At 70.3% G+C, this 14,574-nt stretch carries 10 protein-coding genes; 7 read left to right on the forward strand and 3 right to left on the reverse strand.

Annotated features, from left to right (window positions below; translation table 11 throughout):
• The first annotated feature begins 138 nt into the window (after positions 1–138).
• Genes thrA through ACT9AS_RS14210 form a run of 4 tightly spaced genes read left to right on the forward strand, consistent with a single transcriptional unit; the run spans position 139 to position 5,676 of the window.
• Positions 139–2,709: a bifunctional aspartate kinase/homoserine dehydrogenase I gene (gene thrA / locus ACT9AS_RS14195; protein WP_445100813.1), complete on the forward strand. Its 2,571-nt coding sequence runs from the start codon at positions 139–141 to the stop codon at positions 2,707–2,709.
• Positions 2,706–3,674 carry a homoserine kinase gene (locus tag ACT9AS_RS14200; RefSeq protein ID WP_445100814.1) on the forward strand — a complete coding sequence of 323 codons (969 nt, stop codon included), beginning with the start codon at positions 2,706–2,708 and terminating at the stop codon, positions 3,672–3,674. Before thrA ends, ACT9AS_RS14200 begins: the two co-directional genes overlap by 4 nt.
• Positions 3,671–4,969 carry a threonine synthase gene (gene thrC, locus ACT9AS_RS14205; protein ID WP_445100815.1) on the forward strand — a complete coding sequence of 433 codons (1,299 nt, stop codon included), beginning with the start codon at positions 3,671–3,673 and terminating at the stop codon, positions 4,967–4,969. Before ACT9AS_RS14200 ends, thrC begins: the two co-directional genes overlap by 4 nt.
• Positions 4,970–5,004: 35 nt before the next feature.
• Positions 5,005–5,676: a hypothetical protein gene (locus tag ACT9AS_RS14210; protein WP_445100816.1), complete on the forward strand. Its 672-nt coding sequence runs from the start codon at positions 5,005–5,007 to the stop codon at positions 5,674–5,676.
• 9 nt (positions 5,677–5,685) lie between these two features.
• On the opposite strand, the gene ACT9AS_RS14215 is transcribed toward ACT9AS_RS14210, so the two are convergent.
• Both ACT9AS_RS14215 and ACT9AS_RS14220 read right to left on the reverse strand, forming a co-directional pair.
• Positions 5,686–8,844: an efflux RND transporter permease subunit gene (locus ACT9AS_RS14215; RefSeq protein WP_445100817.1), complete on the reverse strand. Its 3,159-nt coding sequence runs from the start codon at positions 8,842–8,844 to the stop codon at positions 5,686–5,688.
• A gap of 3 nt (positions 8,845–8,847) precedes the next feature.
• A complete protein-coding gene (locus tag ACT9AS_RS14220) occupies positions 8,848–10,023 on the reverse strand; it encodes an efflux RND transporter periplasmic adaptor subunit (RefSeq protein ID WP_445100818.1) in 1,176 nt (391 codons plus the stop codon).
• Between the two features lie 115 nt (positions 10,024–10,138).
• On the opposite strand from ACT9AS_RS14220, the gene ACT9AS_RS14225 reads away from it, so the two are divergent.
• From ACT9AS_RS14225 to ACT9AS_RS14235, 3 genes are all read left to right on the forward strand, one after another.
• Entirely contained in the window at positions 10,139–10,879 is a 741-nt protein-coding gene (locus ACT9AS_RS14225; RefSeq protein WP_445100819.1) for a TetR/AcrR family transcriptional regulator C-terminal domain-containing protein, read from the forward strand.
• A 139-nt stretch (positions 10,880–11,018) separates the two neighbouring features.
• Positions 11,019–11,675 carry an rRNA adenine N-6-methyltransferase family protein gene (locus ACT9AS_RS14230; protein ID WP_445100820.1) on the forward strand — a complete coding sequence of 219 codons (657 nt, stop codon included), beginning with the start codon at positions 11,019–11,021 and terminating at the stop codon, positions 11,673–11,675.
• Positions 11,676–11,696: 21 nt separating this feature from the next.
• Positions 11,697–13,127 carry a TolC family outer membrane protein gene (locus tag ACT9AS_RS14235; RefSeq protein WP_445100821.1) on the forward strand — a complete coding sequence of 477 codons (1,431 nt, stop codon included), beginning with the start codon at positions 11,697–11,699 and terminating at the stop codon, positions 13,125–13,127.
• Positions 13,128–13,226: 99 nt separating this feature from the next.
• Here the strand turns inward: ACT9AS_RS14235 and waaA are convergent, their stop codons facing one another.
• The gene (waaA, locus tag ACT9AS_RS14240; RefSeq protein ID WP_445100822.1) at positions 13,227–14,552 is read right to left on the reverse strand and encodes a lipid IV(A) 3-deoxy-D-manno-octulosonic acid transferase; all 1,326 of its coding nucleotides are present in this window, start codon (positions 14,550–14,552) and stop codon (positions 13,227–13,229) included.
• Positions 14,553–14,574 lie beyond the last annotated feature (22 nt).

Consider the following 14,574-nt stretch of genomic DNA (forward strand, 5'->3'; position numbering starts at 1 on the left):
GGCACGATTACCACTCGCACCACCACCTGGTGGCGGGAGCGGATGCGCGTGTCGGACTGAACCCGGACCACGCTCCGCACCCGACCCGGGTGCGGAGTGTCCGCAGCCGGTGGGGCGGGGCTCAACAGGAGCCTTGCAATGTCATTCCCTCTTTCTCCCGTTCCACTCGACCAGCCCATGCCTGCATCGGGTTGTCCCGCCCACAAGTTCGGCGGCAGCAGCCTCGCTGACGCGAAGCACTTCCGCCGGGCGATCGGGTTGCTGGACCCGATTGGCCCGCAGATCGTCGTGGTGTCCGCAATGCAGGGCGTGACCGATGCACTGGTCGCGCTGGCCGGGTGCGCCGTCAGTGATTCCGTCCATCCCGGCAGGGACTGGATACCCGGCTGGGACGCGCTGCGCGAGCGCCACCTGCGGACCGCCGAGGCGCTTGCCGCCACCAACCGGGACCTGCACGACTGGCTGGCCTCGCAGTTCGACGCCCTGCGACTGGAGTTGGAGCACGCGTGCAGGCAGGCGCACTTCGACAGCGCGCTCGCCTCGCGCATACACGGCCTGGGCGAAGTCTGGTCCGCCCGCATCATGCACGCCGCCCTGGGTGCCGAGCCGGCCGGCTGGCACTGCCTGGACGCGCGCGAAGTGCTGGTGGTGCACCAGGGCGAACCGGGCATCCTCGTCGACTGGAACGGGACCCGCGACCACCTCGCAGCCTGGCAGGCCCGCCAACCGTCGCCGGCTTCCGCACAAGGCGTGGTGATCACCGGCTTCGTCGCCCGCGACGCACAGGGCCGCGCGACCACGCTCGGTCGCAATGGCAGCGATCATTCCGCCGCGATCTTCGCCCGGCTGTTCGAGTCCAGCGAACTGACGATCTGGACCGATGTCGACGGCGTGCTCAGCGCCGACCCGCGGCGCGTGCCCGATGCCGTGTCGCTGCCGCGGCTGTCCTATGCCGAAGCCTGCGAACTGGCCTACTTCGGCGCCAAGGTGCTGCACCCGCAGACGCTGGTACCGGTCATGCAGCTCGGCATGCCGGTCCGCATCCGCAACTCGCGGGATCCACACGCCGTCGGCACCTGGATCACCGCTGCGCAGGAGGTCGCGACAGGGCCCGGCGATGACACGAGGGCGACTTGCGCTACATCGCCGGTCAAGGGCCTCAGCCTGGCCGAAGGCTGCGCGATCCTGGAGCTGGCCGGCACCGGCCTGGCCGGGGTACCCGGCACCGCGGAACGGCTGTTCGCCGCCCTGCGCGATGCCGCCATTTCGGTGACGATGATTTCGCAGGGTTCATCGGAGCACTCGATCTGCTGCGTGGTGCCGGACTGCGAGGTCGAGCGCGCACGCACGGTTGCGGCGGCGGCATTTGCCGGCGCGATCGCCGAGGGCCAGGTCGAAGGCGTGACCGCCACCACCGGCATCGCGATACTCGCCGCGGTCGGCGACGGCATGGTCGGCACCCGGGGCGTGGCCGCGCGCCTGTTCGCGGGGCTGGCGCGCGCACGGATCAATATCCGCGCCATCGCGCAGGGCGCGAGCGAACGCAACATCTCCGTGGCGATCGCCGCCGACGATGCGACGCGTGCGTTGCGGGCGGCGCACACGGCGTTCTGGCTGTCGCCACGGACCCTGTCGATCGGACTGGTCGGGCCGGGCAACGTCGGTCGCGCGCTGCTCGCGCAACTGGCCGCCGCGGCGCCGCGTTTCGCCAGTGACCCGCAGCTGGAGAAACGCCTCGACCTGCGGTTGCGCGCGGTGTGCAACAGCCGCGGCATGGTGCTGGCCGAGCGCCAGCTCGATCCGTCGCAGGCGGCCGGCATGGCCGGGGCCGAACCGCTCGATCTCGATCGCTTCACCGCCCACGTGCGCGCCGAACACCTGCCCCACGCGGTGATCATCGACTGCAGCGGCAGCGATGCGGTCGCCGCGCATTATCCGCAGTGGCTGGCGGCGGGCATCCACGTGGTGACGCCGGGCAAGCACGCGGGCAGCGGCGACATGCAACGTTACCGGGCGATCCGCGCGGCATCGCGCGATGGCGGCCAGTTCCGTTACGAGGCCAGCGTCGGCGCCGGCCTGCCGGTGATCCAGACGCTGCGATCGCTGCTCGACACCGGCGACGAACTGCTGTCGATGGAAGGCGTGCTGTCGGGCACCCTGGCCTGGCTGTTCAACCGCTTCGACGGCAGCGTGCCGTTCTCCGACCTGCTGCGCGAAGCCCACGCGCTGGGTTACACCGAACCGGACCCGCGCGAGGACCTGTCGGGCATCGACGTGGCGCGCAAGCTGGTGATCCTCGCCCGCGAAGCCGGCGGCGACCTGTCGCTGGAGGATGTCGAGATCGACAACCTGGTGCCGCCGGATCTGCGCGAGGTGGGGCTGGACGAATTCCTCGCGCGGCTGCACGAACTCGACGCGCCGTTGCTGCAACGGCTGCAGGCGGCGCGGGCGGAGGGCCGGTCGTTGCGGCATCTCGCCAGCCTCGACTGCGATGGTACCGGCCGCGCGCGGGTCGGCGTGGTCGCACCTGCGCCCGGCCACGCCAGCATGCACAGTCGCCTGACCGACAACCTCACCCAGTTCCGTACCCGCCGCTACGCGGATAATCCGCTGGTGGTGCAGGGTCCCGGTGCGGGGCCCGAGGTCACCGCCGCCGGCGTGTTCGGCGACGTACTTGCGATCGCGCAATCACTGGGAGGCAGGTTTTGAACGACATCGATACGGACATCACGCGCAACCGTGCCGCTGGCGCGGCCGTCACCGCATTCGCGCCGGCCAGCGTCGGCAACATCGGGGTCGGTTTCGACCTGCTCGGCCACACCATCGAAGGCCCGGGCGACCGCGCCACGGTGCGCCGCATCGACACGCCCGAGGTGCGCATCGTCGCGATCGAGGGCGAGGTCGCCGGCGCCAAGCAGTTGCCGTTGCAGGCCGAACGCAATACCGCCGGACGCGCGTTGATCGAGTTGCGGCAACGCCACGGCATCGCCCACGGGTTCGAGTTGCGGTTGCACAAGGGCATCGCGCTCGGTTCCGGGCTGGGCGGTTCGGCGGCGTCGTGCGTGGCGGCGCTGGTGGCGGCCAACGCGGTCCTGGATGCGCCGCTCACGCGTGATGAGCTGTACCCGTTGGCGCTGGTCGGCGAGGCGGTCGCCAGCGGCAGCGTGCACGGCGACAACGTCGCGCCGATGCTGCTCGGCGGCGTGGTACTGGCGACACCGACGCGAATGATCGCGCTGGCCGCACCCCCGCTGTTCTGCGCGGTGGTGCATCCGGCGTTCGTGCTCGAAACCCGGCGCGCGCGCGAGGCCTTGGCGGCGCCGTATCCGCTGGCCGACTTCGTGCGGCAGAGCGAGCACCTCGCGCTGTTCCTGAGCGGCCTGGCCCGCGGCGACCAGGCGCTGATCGGCGAAGGCCTGCGCGACGTGCTGGTCGAGCCGCGCCGGGCCGCACTGATTCCCGGCTTTGCCGCGGTGCGCGATGCCGCGCTGTCGCACGGCGCCCTCGGTGCGAGCATCTCCGGCGCCGGGCCGACGGTGTTCGGCTGGTTCGCCGAGCGCGAACGCGCCGAGGCCGCGTCGCGGGACATGCAGGCGGCGTTCGCGCAGGCGGACCTGCACAGCACGGCCTGGGTGTCGCCGGTCAACGGGCCGCGCGCGGAGGTGGTCGGATGAACTACGTCAGCACCCGCGGCGGCATCGCGCCGGTGTCGCTGGAGGTCGCGATGGCCGCCGGCCTCGCCCCCGATGGAGGGCTGTACGTGCCCCAACGCGTCCCGGTCGTCGAGCTGGCGCGCCCGCAGGCGACCCTGGCGCAGACCGCGCAGCAGGTGCTGGCGCCGTACTTCGCCGGCTCGGACCTGCTCGGGCATCTGCCGCAACTGTGCGAGGCGGCGTTCGACTTCCCCGCGCCGCTGCGCGCACTGGACGGAACCGACGACTACCTGCTGGAGTTGTTCCACGGTCCGACCGCGGCGTTCAAGGATTACGCCGCGCGCTTCCTCGCCGGAACACTGGCGCGGCTGCGCAGGCCCGCGGATCCGACCACCACCGTCCTGGTCGCCACCTCCGGCGATACCGGCGCCGCGGTCGCCGCCGCGTTCCACCGCCGCCCCGGTTTCCGCGTGCTCGTGCTGTACCCCGACGGCCGCGTGTCGCCGCGGCAGGCGCACGTGCTCGGCAGCTTTGGCGACAACGTGCAGGCGATGCGGGTGGATGGCAGCTTCGACGATTGCCAGCGGCTGGTGAAGCAGGCGCTGGTCGATGCGTCCTTGCGCGAGCGGCTGGCGCTGACCTCGGCCAACAGCATCAGCCTGGGGCGGCTGCTGCCGCAGATCGCGTACTACGCGCATGCGGCGCTCGACTTCCACACCCGTCGCGGCATGCCGCTGGACTTCATCGTGCCGACCGGCAACCTCGGCAACGCCCTCGCCTGCTGGCTGGCGCGACGCATGGGCCTGCCGATCGGCGCGATCGTGCTGGCCTGCAACGCCAACGACGCGCTGCCGCGCTACCTGGACGGTGGGGACTACGCGCCGCGCGCTACCGAAGCGACGCTCGCCAACGCGATGGATGTCGGCGCGCCGAGCAACTTCGAACGGCTGCGCTGGTGGCACCCGGACGATGCCGGACTGCGCGCCGGGTTGCGCGCGTTCCGGGTCGACGACGCCGCGATCCGCGACACCATTGCCGGCGCACCGCAGCGACACGGCGTGGTTCCGTGCCCGCACACCGCGGTCGGCCTGCGGGTGCTGGAGCGATTGCGCGCCGGCGGTGACGCCGGCAACTGGGCCGTGGTCGCCACCGCGCACCCGGCCAAGTTCGAGGGCGTCGTCGAGCCGCTGGTCGGGCATGCGGTCGAGCCGCCGGCGGCATTGGCCACCGCGCTGGCGCAGCCAGCCCATGCGCAGGCGCTGGCGGCGGACTACGCGGCGCTCCGCGAGCATCTGTTGCGGGGCGTCGACGCATGATTGCCCGGCCCGCCGCGGGCGGCTACGGTGCGCGGATGAACAATCACCTGCGCCTGCCAGTCCTCGTCCCCGCTGTCCTCGCCGCCGTTGTCCTCGCGGTTGCCGCTTGTGACAGCGGCTCGCGCGCACCGGTCGAGACCGCCATCGACACCGCCACAACCCCGACCGTGGCCAGCAGCATCCCGGCCGATGCCTTCATGGCCGACATCGCGACATTGTGTGGCCAGGCCTTCGCCGGCACGGTGGTCGCCGACACGCCGGCGCCGACCGGCGCCGATCCGTTCGCCGGCAAGCCGCTGGTGATGCACGTGCGCGAATGCGACGCCAATGAAATCCGCATTCCGTTCCACGTCGGCGACGACCGCTCGCGCACCTGGGTGCTGACCCGCACCGACGCCGGCCTGCGGCTCAAGCACGACCACCGCCACGCCGACGGCAGCGACGACGCGGTCACGATGTACGGCGGCGACACGACTGGCGCCGGCACCGCGACGCGGCAGGAGTTCCCGGTCGATGCGGAGTCCGTCGCGATGTTCACCACGGCCGACATGACAGCGTCCAACACCAACACCTGGGCAATGGAGATCGAGCCGGGCGAGGCCTTCGTCTACGAACTGTCGCGGCCCGGCGGCCGGCTGTTCCGGGTGCGGTTCGACCTGGCCCGGCCGGTTGCGCCACCGCCGGCGCCGTGGGGCGCCGACGACTAGCCCGGGCGACTACGTCCCGGCCGGCACCCGGACCCGGAACCACGCCGCGTACAGCGCCGGCAGGAAGAACAGGGTCAGCACGGTCGCCACCAGCAGACCACCCATGATCGCCACCGCCATCGGCCCGAAGAACGCGCTGCGCGACAGCGGGATCATCGCCAGGATCGCCGCCAGCGCGGTCAGCAGGATCGGCCGGAAGCGACGCACGGTCGCTTCGACGATGGCCTCCCAGGTCTCGCGCCCATCGTTGCGGTCCTGCTCGATCTGGTCGACCAGGATCACCGAGTTGCGCATGATCATGCCGGCCAGTGCGATCGTGCCGAGCATCGCCACGAAGCCGAACGGCACCCGGAACACCAGCAGGAACAGGGTCACGCCGATCAGCCCCAGCGGCGCGGTCAGCAGCACCATGATGCTGCGCGAGAAACTGCGCAGTTGCAGCATCAGCAGGGTGAACACCACCAGCAGGAACAGCGGCACGCCGGCGGCGATCGAAGCCTGGCCGCGACTGGAATCCTCGACGCTGCCGCCGATCTCGACCGAGTAGCCGAACGGCAGCCCGGCGCGGATGTCATCGAGTGTCGGCGAGATCTGCGCCATCACCGTCGCCGGCTGGGTGCCGTCGTAGATGTCGGCGCGCACGGTCATCGTCGGCTTGCGGTCGCGGTGCCAGATGATGCCTTCCTCGAAGCCGTACTCCAGCGTCGCGATCTGCCCCAGCGGCACGCTTTGGCCGCTGGCGGTCGGGACCATCAGGCTGCCGAGCTGGTCGAGCCGCGCGCGCTCGTCGTCGGCGCCGCGCAGCATCATCTCGATCAGCTCGTCGCCTTCGCGATAGACGCTGACCTGGTTGCCCGACAGCGAGCCGCCGAGCACCTGCGCCAGTTGCGCCGAACTGATCCCGAGCGCCCGCGCGCGGGTCTGGTCGAGCTGCAGGCGCACGACCTTGCCCGGCTCATCCCAGTCGAGATTTACATTGGCGACGTGGCCGTTCCCGCGGATCTTTTCCCGGACCTGATAGGCGATTTCGCGGACCTGGTCGATGTGCTCGCCCGACACCCGGAACTGCACCGGGTAGCCGACCGGCGGGCCGTTCTCGAGCCGGGTCACGCGCAGCTGCAGTTCGGGGAACTGCGGCACGATCTCCTCGATCATCCAGCTGCGCACTTCTTCGCGCGCCTCGATGTCCTCGGGCATCAGCACGAACTGGGCGAAGTTGGCCGCCGGCAGCTGCTGGTCCAGCGGCAGGTAGAAGCGCGGCGAGCCGGTGCCGACGTAGGCGGTGTAGTTGACCAGGTCGTCGCGTTGTTCCAGCAGCTTCTCCAGCCGCTCGACCTGGGCCTGGGTCGCCTTCAGCGAGCTGCCTTCGGCCAGTTCCATGTCGACCATGAGTTCCGGCCGCACCGAGTCGGGGAAGAACTGCTGCGGCACGAACCGGAACAGCATCAGGGAGGCGACGAAGCCGGCGATGGTCAGGCCGATCACCAGCCAGCGCCGACGCACGCACCACACCAGCCACGCCCGGAAGCGCTGGTAGAAGCGGGTGCCGTACGGATCGTGGGCATGGCCGTCGTGCGGCGCCGGGGCGATGAAGTCGGCGAATGCGGGGAAGCGGTCGGCCCAGCGCAACCGCTGCGCATGCCAGCGCGCGGCGATTGAACCTGGCTTGAGCGCGGCCGAATGACCGTGGTCGGGCAGCAGCTTGTCGCCGAGGTACGGGATGAACACCACCGCCGCGACCCACGACACCAGCAACGCGATCGTCACCACCTGGAACAGCGACCGGGTGTACTCGCCGGTGCTCGACGCCGCGGTCGCGATCGGCAGGAAGCCGGCAGCGGTGATCAGGGTGCCGGTCAGCATCGGGAACGCGGTGGAATCCCAGGCGAACGCCGCCGCGCGCAGGCGGTCGAAACCCTGCTCCATCTTGATCACCATCATCTCGACCGCGATGATCGCGTCGTCGACCAGCAGCCCCAGCGACAGCACCAGTGCGCCCAGCGAAATCTTGTGCAGGCCGACCCCGAACAGCTGCATCACGGTGAAGGTCATCGCCAGCACCAGCGGGATCGACAGCGCCACCACCAGCCCGGTGCGCAGGCCCAGCGACAGGAAGCTGACCAGCAGCACGATCACCACCGCCTCGGTCAGCACCTTGACGAACTCGTTGACCGATTCCTCGACCGCGGCCGGCTGGTCGGACACCTTGCCGAGGGTCATCCCGGCCGGCAGGGTCTGCTGCAATTCGGCGAACTTCGCCTCCAGCGTCTCGCCCAGTTCGAGGATGTCGCCACCGTCGCGCATCGACACGCCGATGCCGATCGCGTTGTCGCCCATGAAGCGCATGCCCGGCCCCGGCGGGTCGGCGAAGCCGCGATGGACCTGGGCAACGTCGCCGAGCCGGAACGTACGGTCGCCGACCCGGATCGGGAAGTCGCGGATCTGCTCGACCGTCCTGAACTGGCCGCTGATCCGCAGCGGCACCCGGCTGCTCGGGGTCTCGAAGAAGCCCGCCGGCACCATCGCGTTCTGCTGGTCGAGCGCGTCCTTCACCGCCGACGCCGGCACCCCGAGGGTCGCCAGCTTGGTGTTGGACAGCTCGATCCAGATCTTCTCGTCCTGCACCCCGAACAGCTCGATCTTGCCGACATCGGGCACCTGTTGCAGGGCGAGTTGCACGCGCTCGGCGTAGTCCTTCAGCACCGCGTAGTCGAAGCCCTCGCCGGTCAGCGCGTAGATGTTGCCGAAGGTGTCGCCGAACTCGTCGTTGAAGAACGGCCCGACGATGTCGCGCGGCAACTCCGGCCGCAGGTCGCCGACCTTCTTGCGCACCTGGTAGAACAGCTCGGGAATCTCGTCGGAGCGCATCGCGTCGTTCGCGGCGAAGATCACCTGCGACTCGCCCGGCCGCGAGTACGAGCGGATGAAGTCGTACTCGCCGGTCTCCATGAGCTTCTGCTCGATCCGGTCGGTGACCTGGCGGCCGACCTGCTCGGCGGTCGCACCCGGCCACAGGGTGTGGATCACCATCACCTTGAAGGTGAACTCCGGGTCCTCGCTGCGGCCGAGCTTGAAGTACGACATCGCACCGGCGATCGCCAGCACCAGCATCGCGTAGACTACCAGGCTGCGGTGGCGCAACGCGGCTTCGGAAAGATTGAAGCGCATGGCTCAGCCTTCGTCGGCAGTGGTCGCCGGCGCGGCGACGGGCTCGGCGGGCTTGCCCCGTTCGGCGGTGACGCGGCGGTTGTCGCGATCGACCGGGGTGACCTGCTGGCCTTCGCGCAGCAGGTGGCCGCCGGCGCCCACCACCCAGGCGTCGGAGGCGAGGCCATCGATCACCGGCGCGCGCTCGCTGCCGTAGGGACCGATCCGGATCGGCTGCAGTTCCAGGGTCGAGGTCTCGGGATCGACCACGAATACCGCGACGCCGTCCTCGCCGGTGCGCTGCAGCGCCGACAGCGGCACGCTGAGCGCGGCGTCGTTGGCGCTGGCGAAATAGACCCGCGCGCTCTGGCCGAGGTCGAGCGCGCCGGCCGGCGCCTCGACCGTGGCCCGCGCGGCGAACGTGCGCGACGCCGCGTCGGCCAGCGGCGCGATCTCGCGCACGATGCCGGGCCAGCGCTTGCCGGGATCGGACCAGAGCTCGACGCGCACCGCCTGGCCCGGCTTGACCGCATCGATCGCGCCCTCGGGCACCGCGAACCCGACCTCGCGGCGACCGTCGGCGGCCAGCGTGAAAACCGGCTGGCCGGCGCCGACCACCTGTCCGGCCTCGGCCTGGCGCGCGGCGATCACCCCATCGGCCGGCGCCCGCAACTCGCTGTAGCCGGCCTGGTTGCCGGCGACCTCGAGTTCGGCGCGGGCGGCCTTGACCTGGCCTTCGGCGGCAACCGTGGCGGCGTTTTGCGCGTCCATCGTCGAGCGGCTGACCAGTTGCTGCTCGGCGAGGGTCGCGAACCGGGCGCGGTCGGCGCGGGCGCGGCCGAGTTCGGCTTCGGCCGCGGCCAGTTGCGCGCGGGCGGCGCGGGCGCGGGCCTGCAGGTCGCCGGCATCGAGCGTTGCCAGCACGTCGCCCTGCTTGACGTGGTCGCCGACGTCGACCCGCCGCTCGACCAGCTTGCCGCCGACCCGGAACGACAACGGGCTTTCCTCGCGGGCGCGGATCTCGCCGGCCAATGAACTGAAGCCGTCGACCGCCGCCTGCGGCCGGGTCACCAGCACCGGACGGGCGGACTCGACCGTGGCCTCGTCGCCGGCACAGGCCGCGAGCAGCAGGCTGGCAACGATCATCAACGCCGGCATCAGCCGGGGCGCGGAGCGGGCATTGCGGACACGACTGCGCATGGTCGGACGTCTCTGGGGGAGGTTGGCAGGGCGACCGCAACCGATCGATTGCGGCTCAATTAATGGACCAGGCGGTACTGTATAAATAACAAACCGATTAGTCTAGTATTGAATGATGACCGCCCGACCCTCTCGCGACCGTCCCGCCGCCAAGCCGGCCGCCCCCGCCAAGCCGGCCCCGGCCCAGTCGACCCCAGCCCGGGCCGCCGGACCCGGGCGGCCGAAGGACCTGGGCAAGCGCGCGGCGATCCTCGAAGCGGCCAAGCGGATGTTCACCCGGCTCGGCTTCGACGGCGCCAGCATGGACCAGATCGCGGCCGAGGCCGGGGTCTCCAAGCTCACCGTCTACAGCCACTTCGGCGACAAGGAAACGCTGTTCGGCGCCGCGGTGAAGTCCCACTGCGAAACCGGCCTGCCGCCGTCGCTGTTCGAGGCCCGCCCGGACATCCCGTTGCGCGAACGCCTGCTGGCCGTCGCCCGGGCGTTCTACGGCATGATCACCAGCCCCGAGGCGATTGCCGGCCACCGCATGCTGTGCACGCCGCAACTGGCCGGCACGCCACTGTCGCGGCTGTTCTGGGAGGCCGGGCCGGATCGCGTACAGAACGCGTTCGCCACGCTGCTGGAACGGCGCATCGCGTCCGGCGAACTGGATATCGAGCCCCGCCCCGAGGCGATCCATCGCGCCGCCACCCAGTTCTGCGTGCTGCTCAAGGGCGAGCCGCACGCGATGCTGGTGTTCGGCTGCGGCGACGTCGACCCGGCCGACATCGAGGCGCACCTGGCCGCTTCGGTCGACATGTTCCTGCGCGCCTACGCCACCGATCGGAACGGAGCCCCGCGGAGCTCGCGATGACCCCTGACCGCGGTCGCGGTTACTTCTGGCACTCAGGGCCGCGCGACCCGAACGGCGATCCTGTCGCGGCCGCATCAAGCGGCCAGCGGCGCCCGGCGCCGGTACAATTGGCGGTCCACCGCGAGACTGAGACCCTGCAATGAGCACGATCGATTACGCCAACGCCCGTGAACTGATGGTCGAACAACAGGTTCGGCCCTGGGACGTACTCGACCCCCGGGTGCTCGACGTGATCGCCACGCTGCCGCGCGAGGAGTTCGTGCCCGCCGCCCACCGCGCGCTGGCCTACACCGACATGGCACTGCCGCTGCCGCACGGCGAGCGCATGATGAAGCCGGTGGTCGAGGGCCGCACCCTGCAGGCGCTGGCGCTCGATGCCGGCGACGACGTGCTCGAGATCGGCACCGGCAGCGGCTACCTGACCGCCTGCCTGGCGCGGCTGGCGCGCGACGTGGTCAGCCTGGAGCAGCACGCCGACCTGGCCGACGCCGCCCGCCACCAGCTCGACGCCCAGCACCTGGGCAACGTCAACGTGATCCATGCCGACGCGTTTGCCTACGACACCGATCGCCGCTTCAGCGCGATCTGCGTGACCGCTGCGGTCGACAGCATCCCGGCGAAGTTCGTCGAATGGCTGCAACCGGGCGGACGCATGTTCGTCATCCGTGGCCGCTCGCCGGCAATGGAAGCGGTACTGCTGCACAACGATGCCGGCCAGCCGCGCATCGAATCACTGTTCGAGACCGACCTCCCCTATCTCGCCGGCGCGGCGCCCCAGCCCGTCTTCGAGTTCTGAGAAACCCCCAAAGGACACAGCATGATTCGCCGCCGCCTCGTTCTCGCCCTCGCCTTCGTCCTGCTGCCGGCCACCGCCGCCGCGGAAGACCTGTTGCAGACCTACGAGCTGGCCCGCGCCGGCGACCCGCAGTTCGCCGCGGCTGAATCAGGCCGTCTGTTCACCCGCGAAGGCGCGGTGCAGGCGCGCGCGCAGATGCTGCCGCAGATCGACGGCAGCGCCAGTATCCGGCGCTCGCGCAGCGAAGGTCCGGCGACCCAGACCCAGTTCGATCCGACGTCGGGCGAGCCGGTGCAGTTCACCGGCGACATCGAAAGCGAGACCACCACCCGCAGCGTCGGCATCAACGGTACCCAGATGCTGTTCGACATGTCGCGTTTCACCGCGCTGCGCAGCCAGAAGGCATTGAGCCGCGCCAGCGACTTCCAGCTCGAGGCCGCAGGCGACAACCTGATCACCCGCACTTCGGCCGCGTACTTCAATGTGCTGGTCGAACTGGAAACGCTGGCCGCCGCGGAAGCCGCCGAGACCGCGTTGCAGAAGCAGTTCGACTTCGCCTCCAAGCGACTGGAGGTCGGCCTGGCGCCGATCACCGACGTCCACGAGGCCCGCGCCCAGTACGACAGCGCGCGCGCCAACACCATCCTTGCGCGCACCCGGGTCGCCGATGCCTACCAGGCGCTGGCCGAAATCACCGGCACGCCGGTCAACAACGTCAAGGGGCTGCCGGCGGACTTCCAGCCGCAGCTGCCGGTCAGCGAGGGCGTGGATTCGTGGGTGCAGACCGCGTTCGAGACCAATCCGGCGCTGCAGGCCAAGCAGCTCCAGGTCGAATCGGCCCAGGCCGATGTCCGCACCGCGCAGGCCGCGCACCTGCCGACGCTTTACCTCAGCGGTGGCTACAGCAAGGGCAAGACCACCGGCGACCGCACCTTCAGCAGCAGCGACCTGCCCGAATCGGTCACCAGCCCGATCGAGAGCGAGAGCCGCGGCCCTGAAATCGGCATCACCCTCAACGTGCCGATCTTCTCCGGCGGCACCACCCAGTCGCGCGTGCGGCAGGCGATCGCCCAGCGCGACATCGCCACCGACGAACTGGAACAGCAGAAGCGCGCGCTCGAGCGCAACACCCGCAACGCCTACGAGACCCTGGTCGCCGGCATCAGCGAGGTCGAGGCACGTCGCCTCGCGCTGGTCTCCGCCCAGGCCGCCTACGACGCCTCGCAGGTCGGACTGGAGGTCGGCACCCGCACCGTGCTCGACGTGCTGAACAACCAGAACAACCTGTTCACCGCGCAGCAGGCCTATGCGCTGGCCCGCTACAACTACCTGCAGCAGCGCCTGACGCTGGAGCAGGCCGCCGGCACCCTCGACATCGCCGACGTGCAGGACATCAACCGCCTGCTGACCGTCGACGCGGACGCTCAGGTGCAGTCGGAAATCCGGCAGTAACAGCGCGCGTTGTTTCGGACTTCTCTGTAGGAGCGACGTGAGTCGCGATCGGAAAATCGGCTCGCGAAACCGGTTGCCCGATCGCGACTCACGTCGCTCCTACAGGGGTTCCGACGCGGGGCCCTTCCCGCTCGCCGACGGCAACACCGCCTGCAACAGCACCAGCGTCTGCGCCAGCGCGCCGCGGCCGGTTTCGACCAGCACCCGGCCGGCCTCGGCCATCGCTTCGCGCGCCTGCGGGTCATCCAGCAGGCGCGCCAGTTCCAGTTCGACCTCGCCGGCATCGGCGCGGATTCGCAATGCGCCCGCGTCATCGAGTCGGCGCGATATCTCGGAAAAATTGTGCAGGTGCGGGCCGGTGACGATCGCGGTTCCCGCCGCCGCCGGCTCCAGCAGGTTGTGCCCTCCGACCGGCTGCAGGCTGCCGCCGACGAACGCGACATCGGCGCAGGCATAGAAGTTCATCAGCTCGCCCAGCGTGTCGATCACGAACACCGCATCACCGGCGCCTGGCCGGCGGCCGCGCGAACGCGTCGACACCGACCAGCCCGCCGACCGCGCGTGTTCGGCGACCAGCCTGAAGCGCTCCGGATGGCGCGGCGCCCACAGCAGCAACAGGTCGGGGAAGCGCGCACGCAGGTGCCGGTGGATGCCGATGACCGCGGCTTCCTCGTCCTCGTGGGTGCTGGCGGCAATCCACACCGGCCGCTGGCCGCAATCGGCGCGGAACCCGCCGGCGAAGGTTTCCAGCGTCTCCGGCACGGCCACGTCGAACTTCAGGTTGCCGGTCTCGACCACCTGTTGCGCACGGGCTCCGAGACGCACGAAACGCATCCCGTCCGCGAGTGACTGCGCCGCGACCGTGCGCACCGTGCGCAAGGCCCTGCCAATCAGCGGCGCCAGCACCCGGTAGCCACGCAGCGAGCGCTCCGACAGCCGCGCGTTGAGGATCAGCGTCGGAATTGCGCGGTCGCGGCAGCCGAACAGCAGGTTCGGCCACAGCTCGGTTTCCATGATCAATCCCGCATGGGGCCGGTAATGGTCGAGGAAGCGGCCGACCGCGCCGGGAAGGTCGTACGGCAGGTAGACGTGCTCGACTTCCTCATGGCGCCACAGTGCGCGTACGCGCTCCGAGCCGGTCGGGGTGATGGTGGTGACCAGCAGGCGCAGGTCCGGACGCCCGCGCCTGAGCGCGTTGACCAGCGGCACCGCCGCATTGACCTCACCGACCGACACCGCGTGCAGCCACAGCGTCCGCCCATAGGATGCGGTGCGGTAGCGGGCGTAACGCTCGTGCCACCGCTGGAAATAGGCCGGTTGGCGGAAGCCCCGCCAGATCAGGTGATAGACCGTGACCGGCACCAACAGGTACAGCGCGGCCGAGTACAGGCCGCGCAACAGGCGCTCGATCATGTCCGTCCGCATCCTGCCAAGGATAGCGAACGAC

It is taken from the genome of Lysobacter sp. F60174L2 (assembly GCF_052547135.1).

Excerpts from the sequence above, each read along its gene's own strand:
- thrA (WP_445100813.1), top strand. The coding sequence starts at position 139 with ATGTCATTCCCTCTTTCTCCCGTTCCACTCGACCAGCCCATGCCTGCA.
- thrC (WP_445100815.1), top strand. The coding sequence starts at position 3,671 with ATGAACTACGTCAGCACCCGCGGCGGCATCGCGCCGGTGTCGCTGGAG.
- ACT9AS_RS14210 (WP_445100816.1), top strand. The coding sequence starts at position 5,005 with ATGAACAATCACCTGCGCCTGCCAGTCCTCGTCCCCGCTGTCCTCGCC.
- ACT9AS_RS14215 (WP_445100817.1), bottom strand. The coding sequence starts at position 8,844 with ATGCGCTTCAATCTTTCCGAAGCCGCGTTGCGCCACCGCAGCCTGGTA.
- ACT9AS_RS14220 (WP_445100818.1), bottom strand. The coding sequence starts at position 10,023 with ATGCGCAGTCGTGTCCGCAATGCCCGCTCCGCGCCCCGGCTGATGCCG.
- ACT9AS_RS14225 (WP_445100819.1), top strand. The coding sequence starts at position 10,139 with ATGACCGCCCGACCCTCTCGCGACCGTCCCGCCGCCAAGCCGGCCGCC.
- ACT9AS_RS14230 (WP_445100820.1), top strand. The coding sequence starts at position 11,019 with ATGAGCACGATCGATTACGCCAACGCCCGTGAACTGATGGTCGAACAA.
- ACT9AS_RS14235 (WP_445100821.1), top strand. The coding sequence starts at position 11,697 with ATGATTCGCCGCCGCCTCGTTCTCGCCCTCGCCTTCGTCCTGCTGCCG.
- waaA (WP_445100822.1), bottom strand. The coding sequence starts at position 14,552 with ATGCGGACGGACATGATCGAGCGCCTGTTGCGCGGCCTGTACTCGGCC.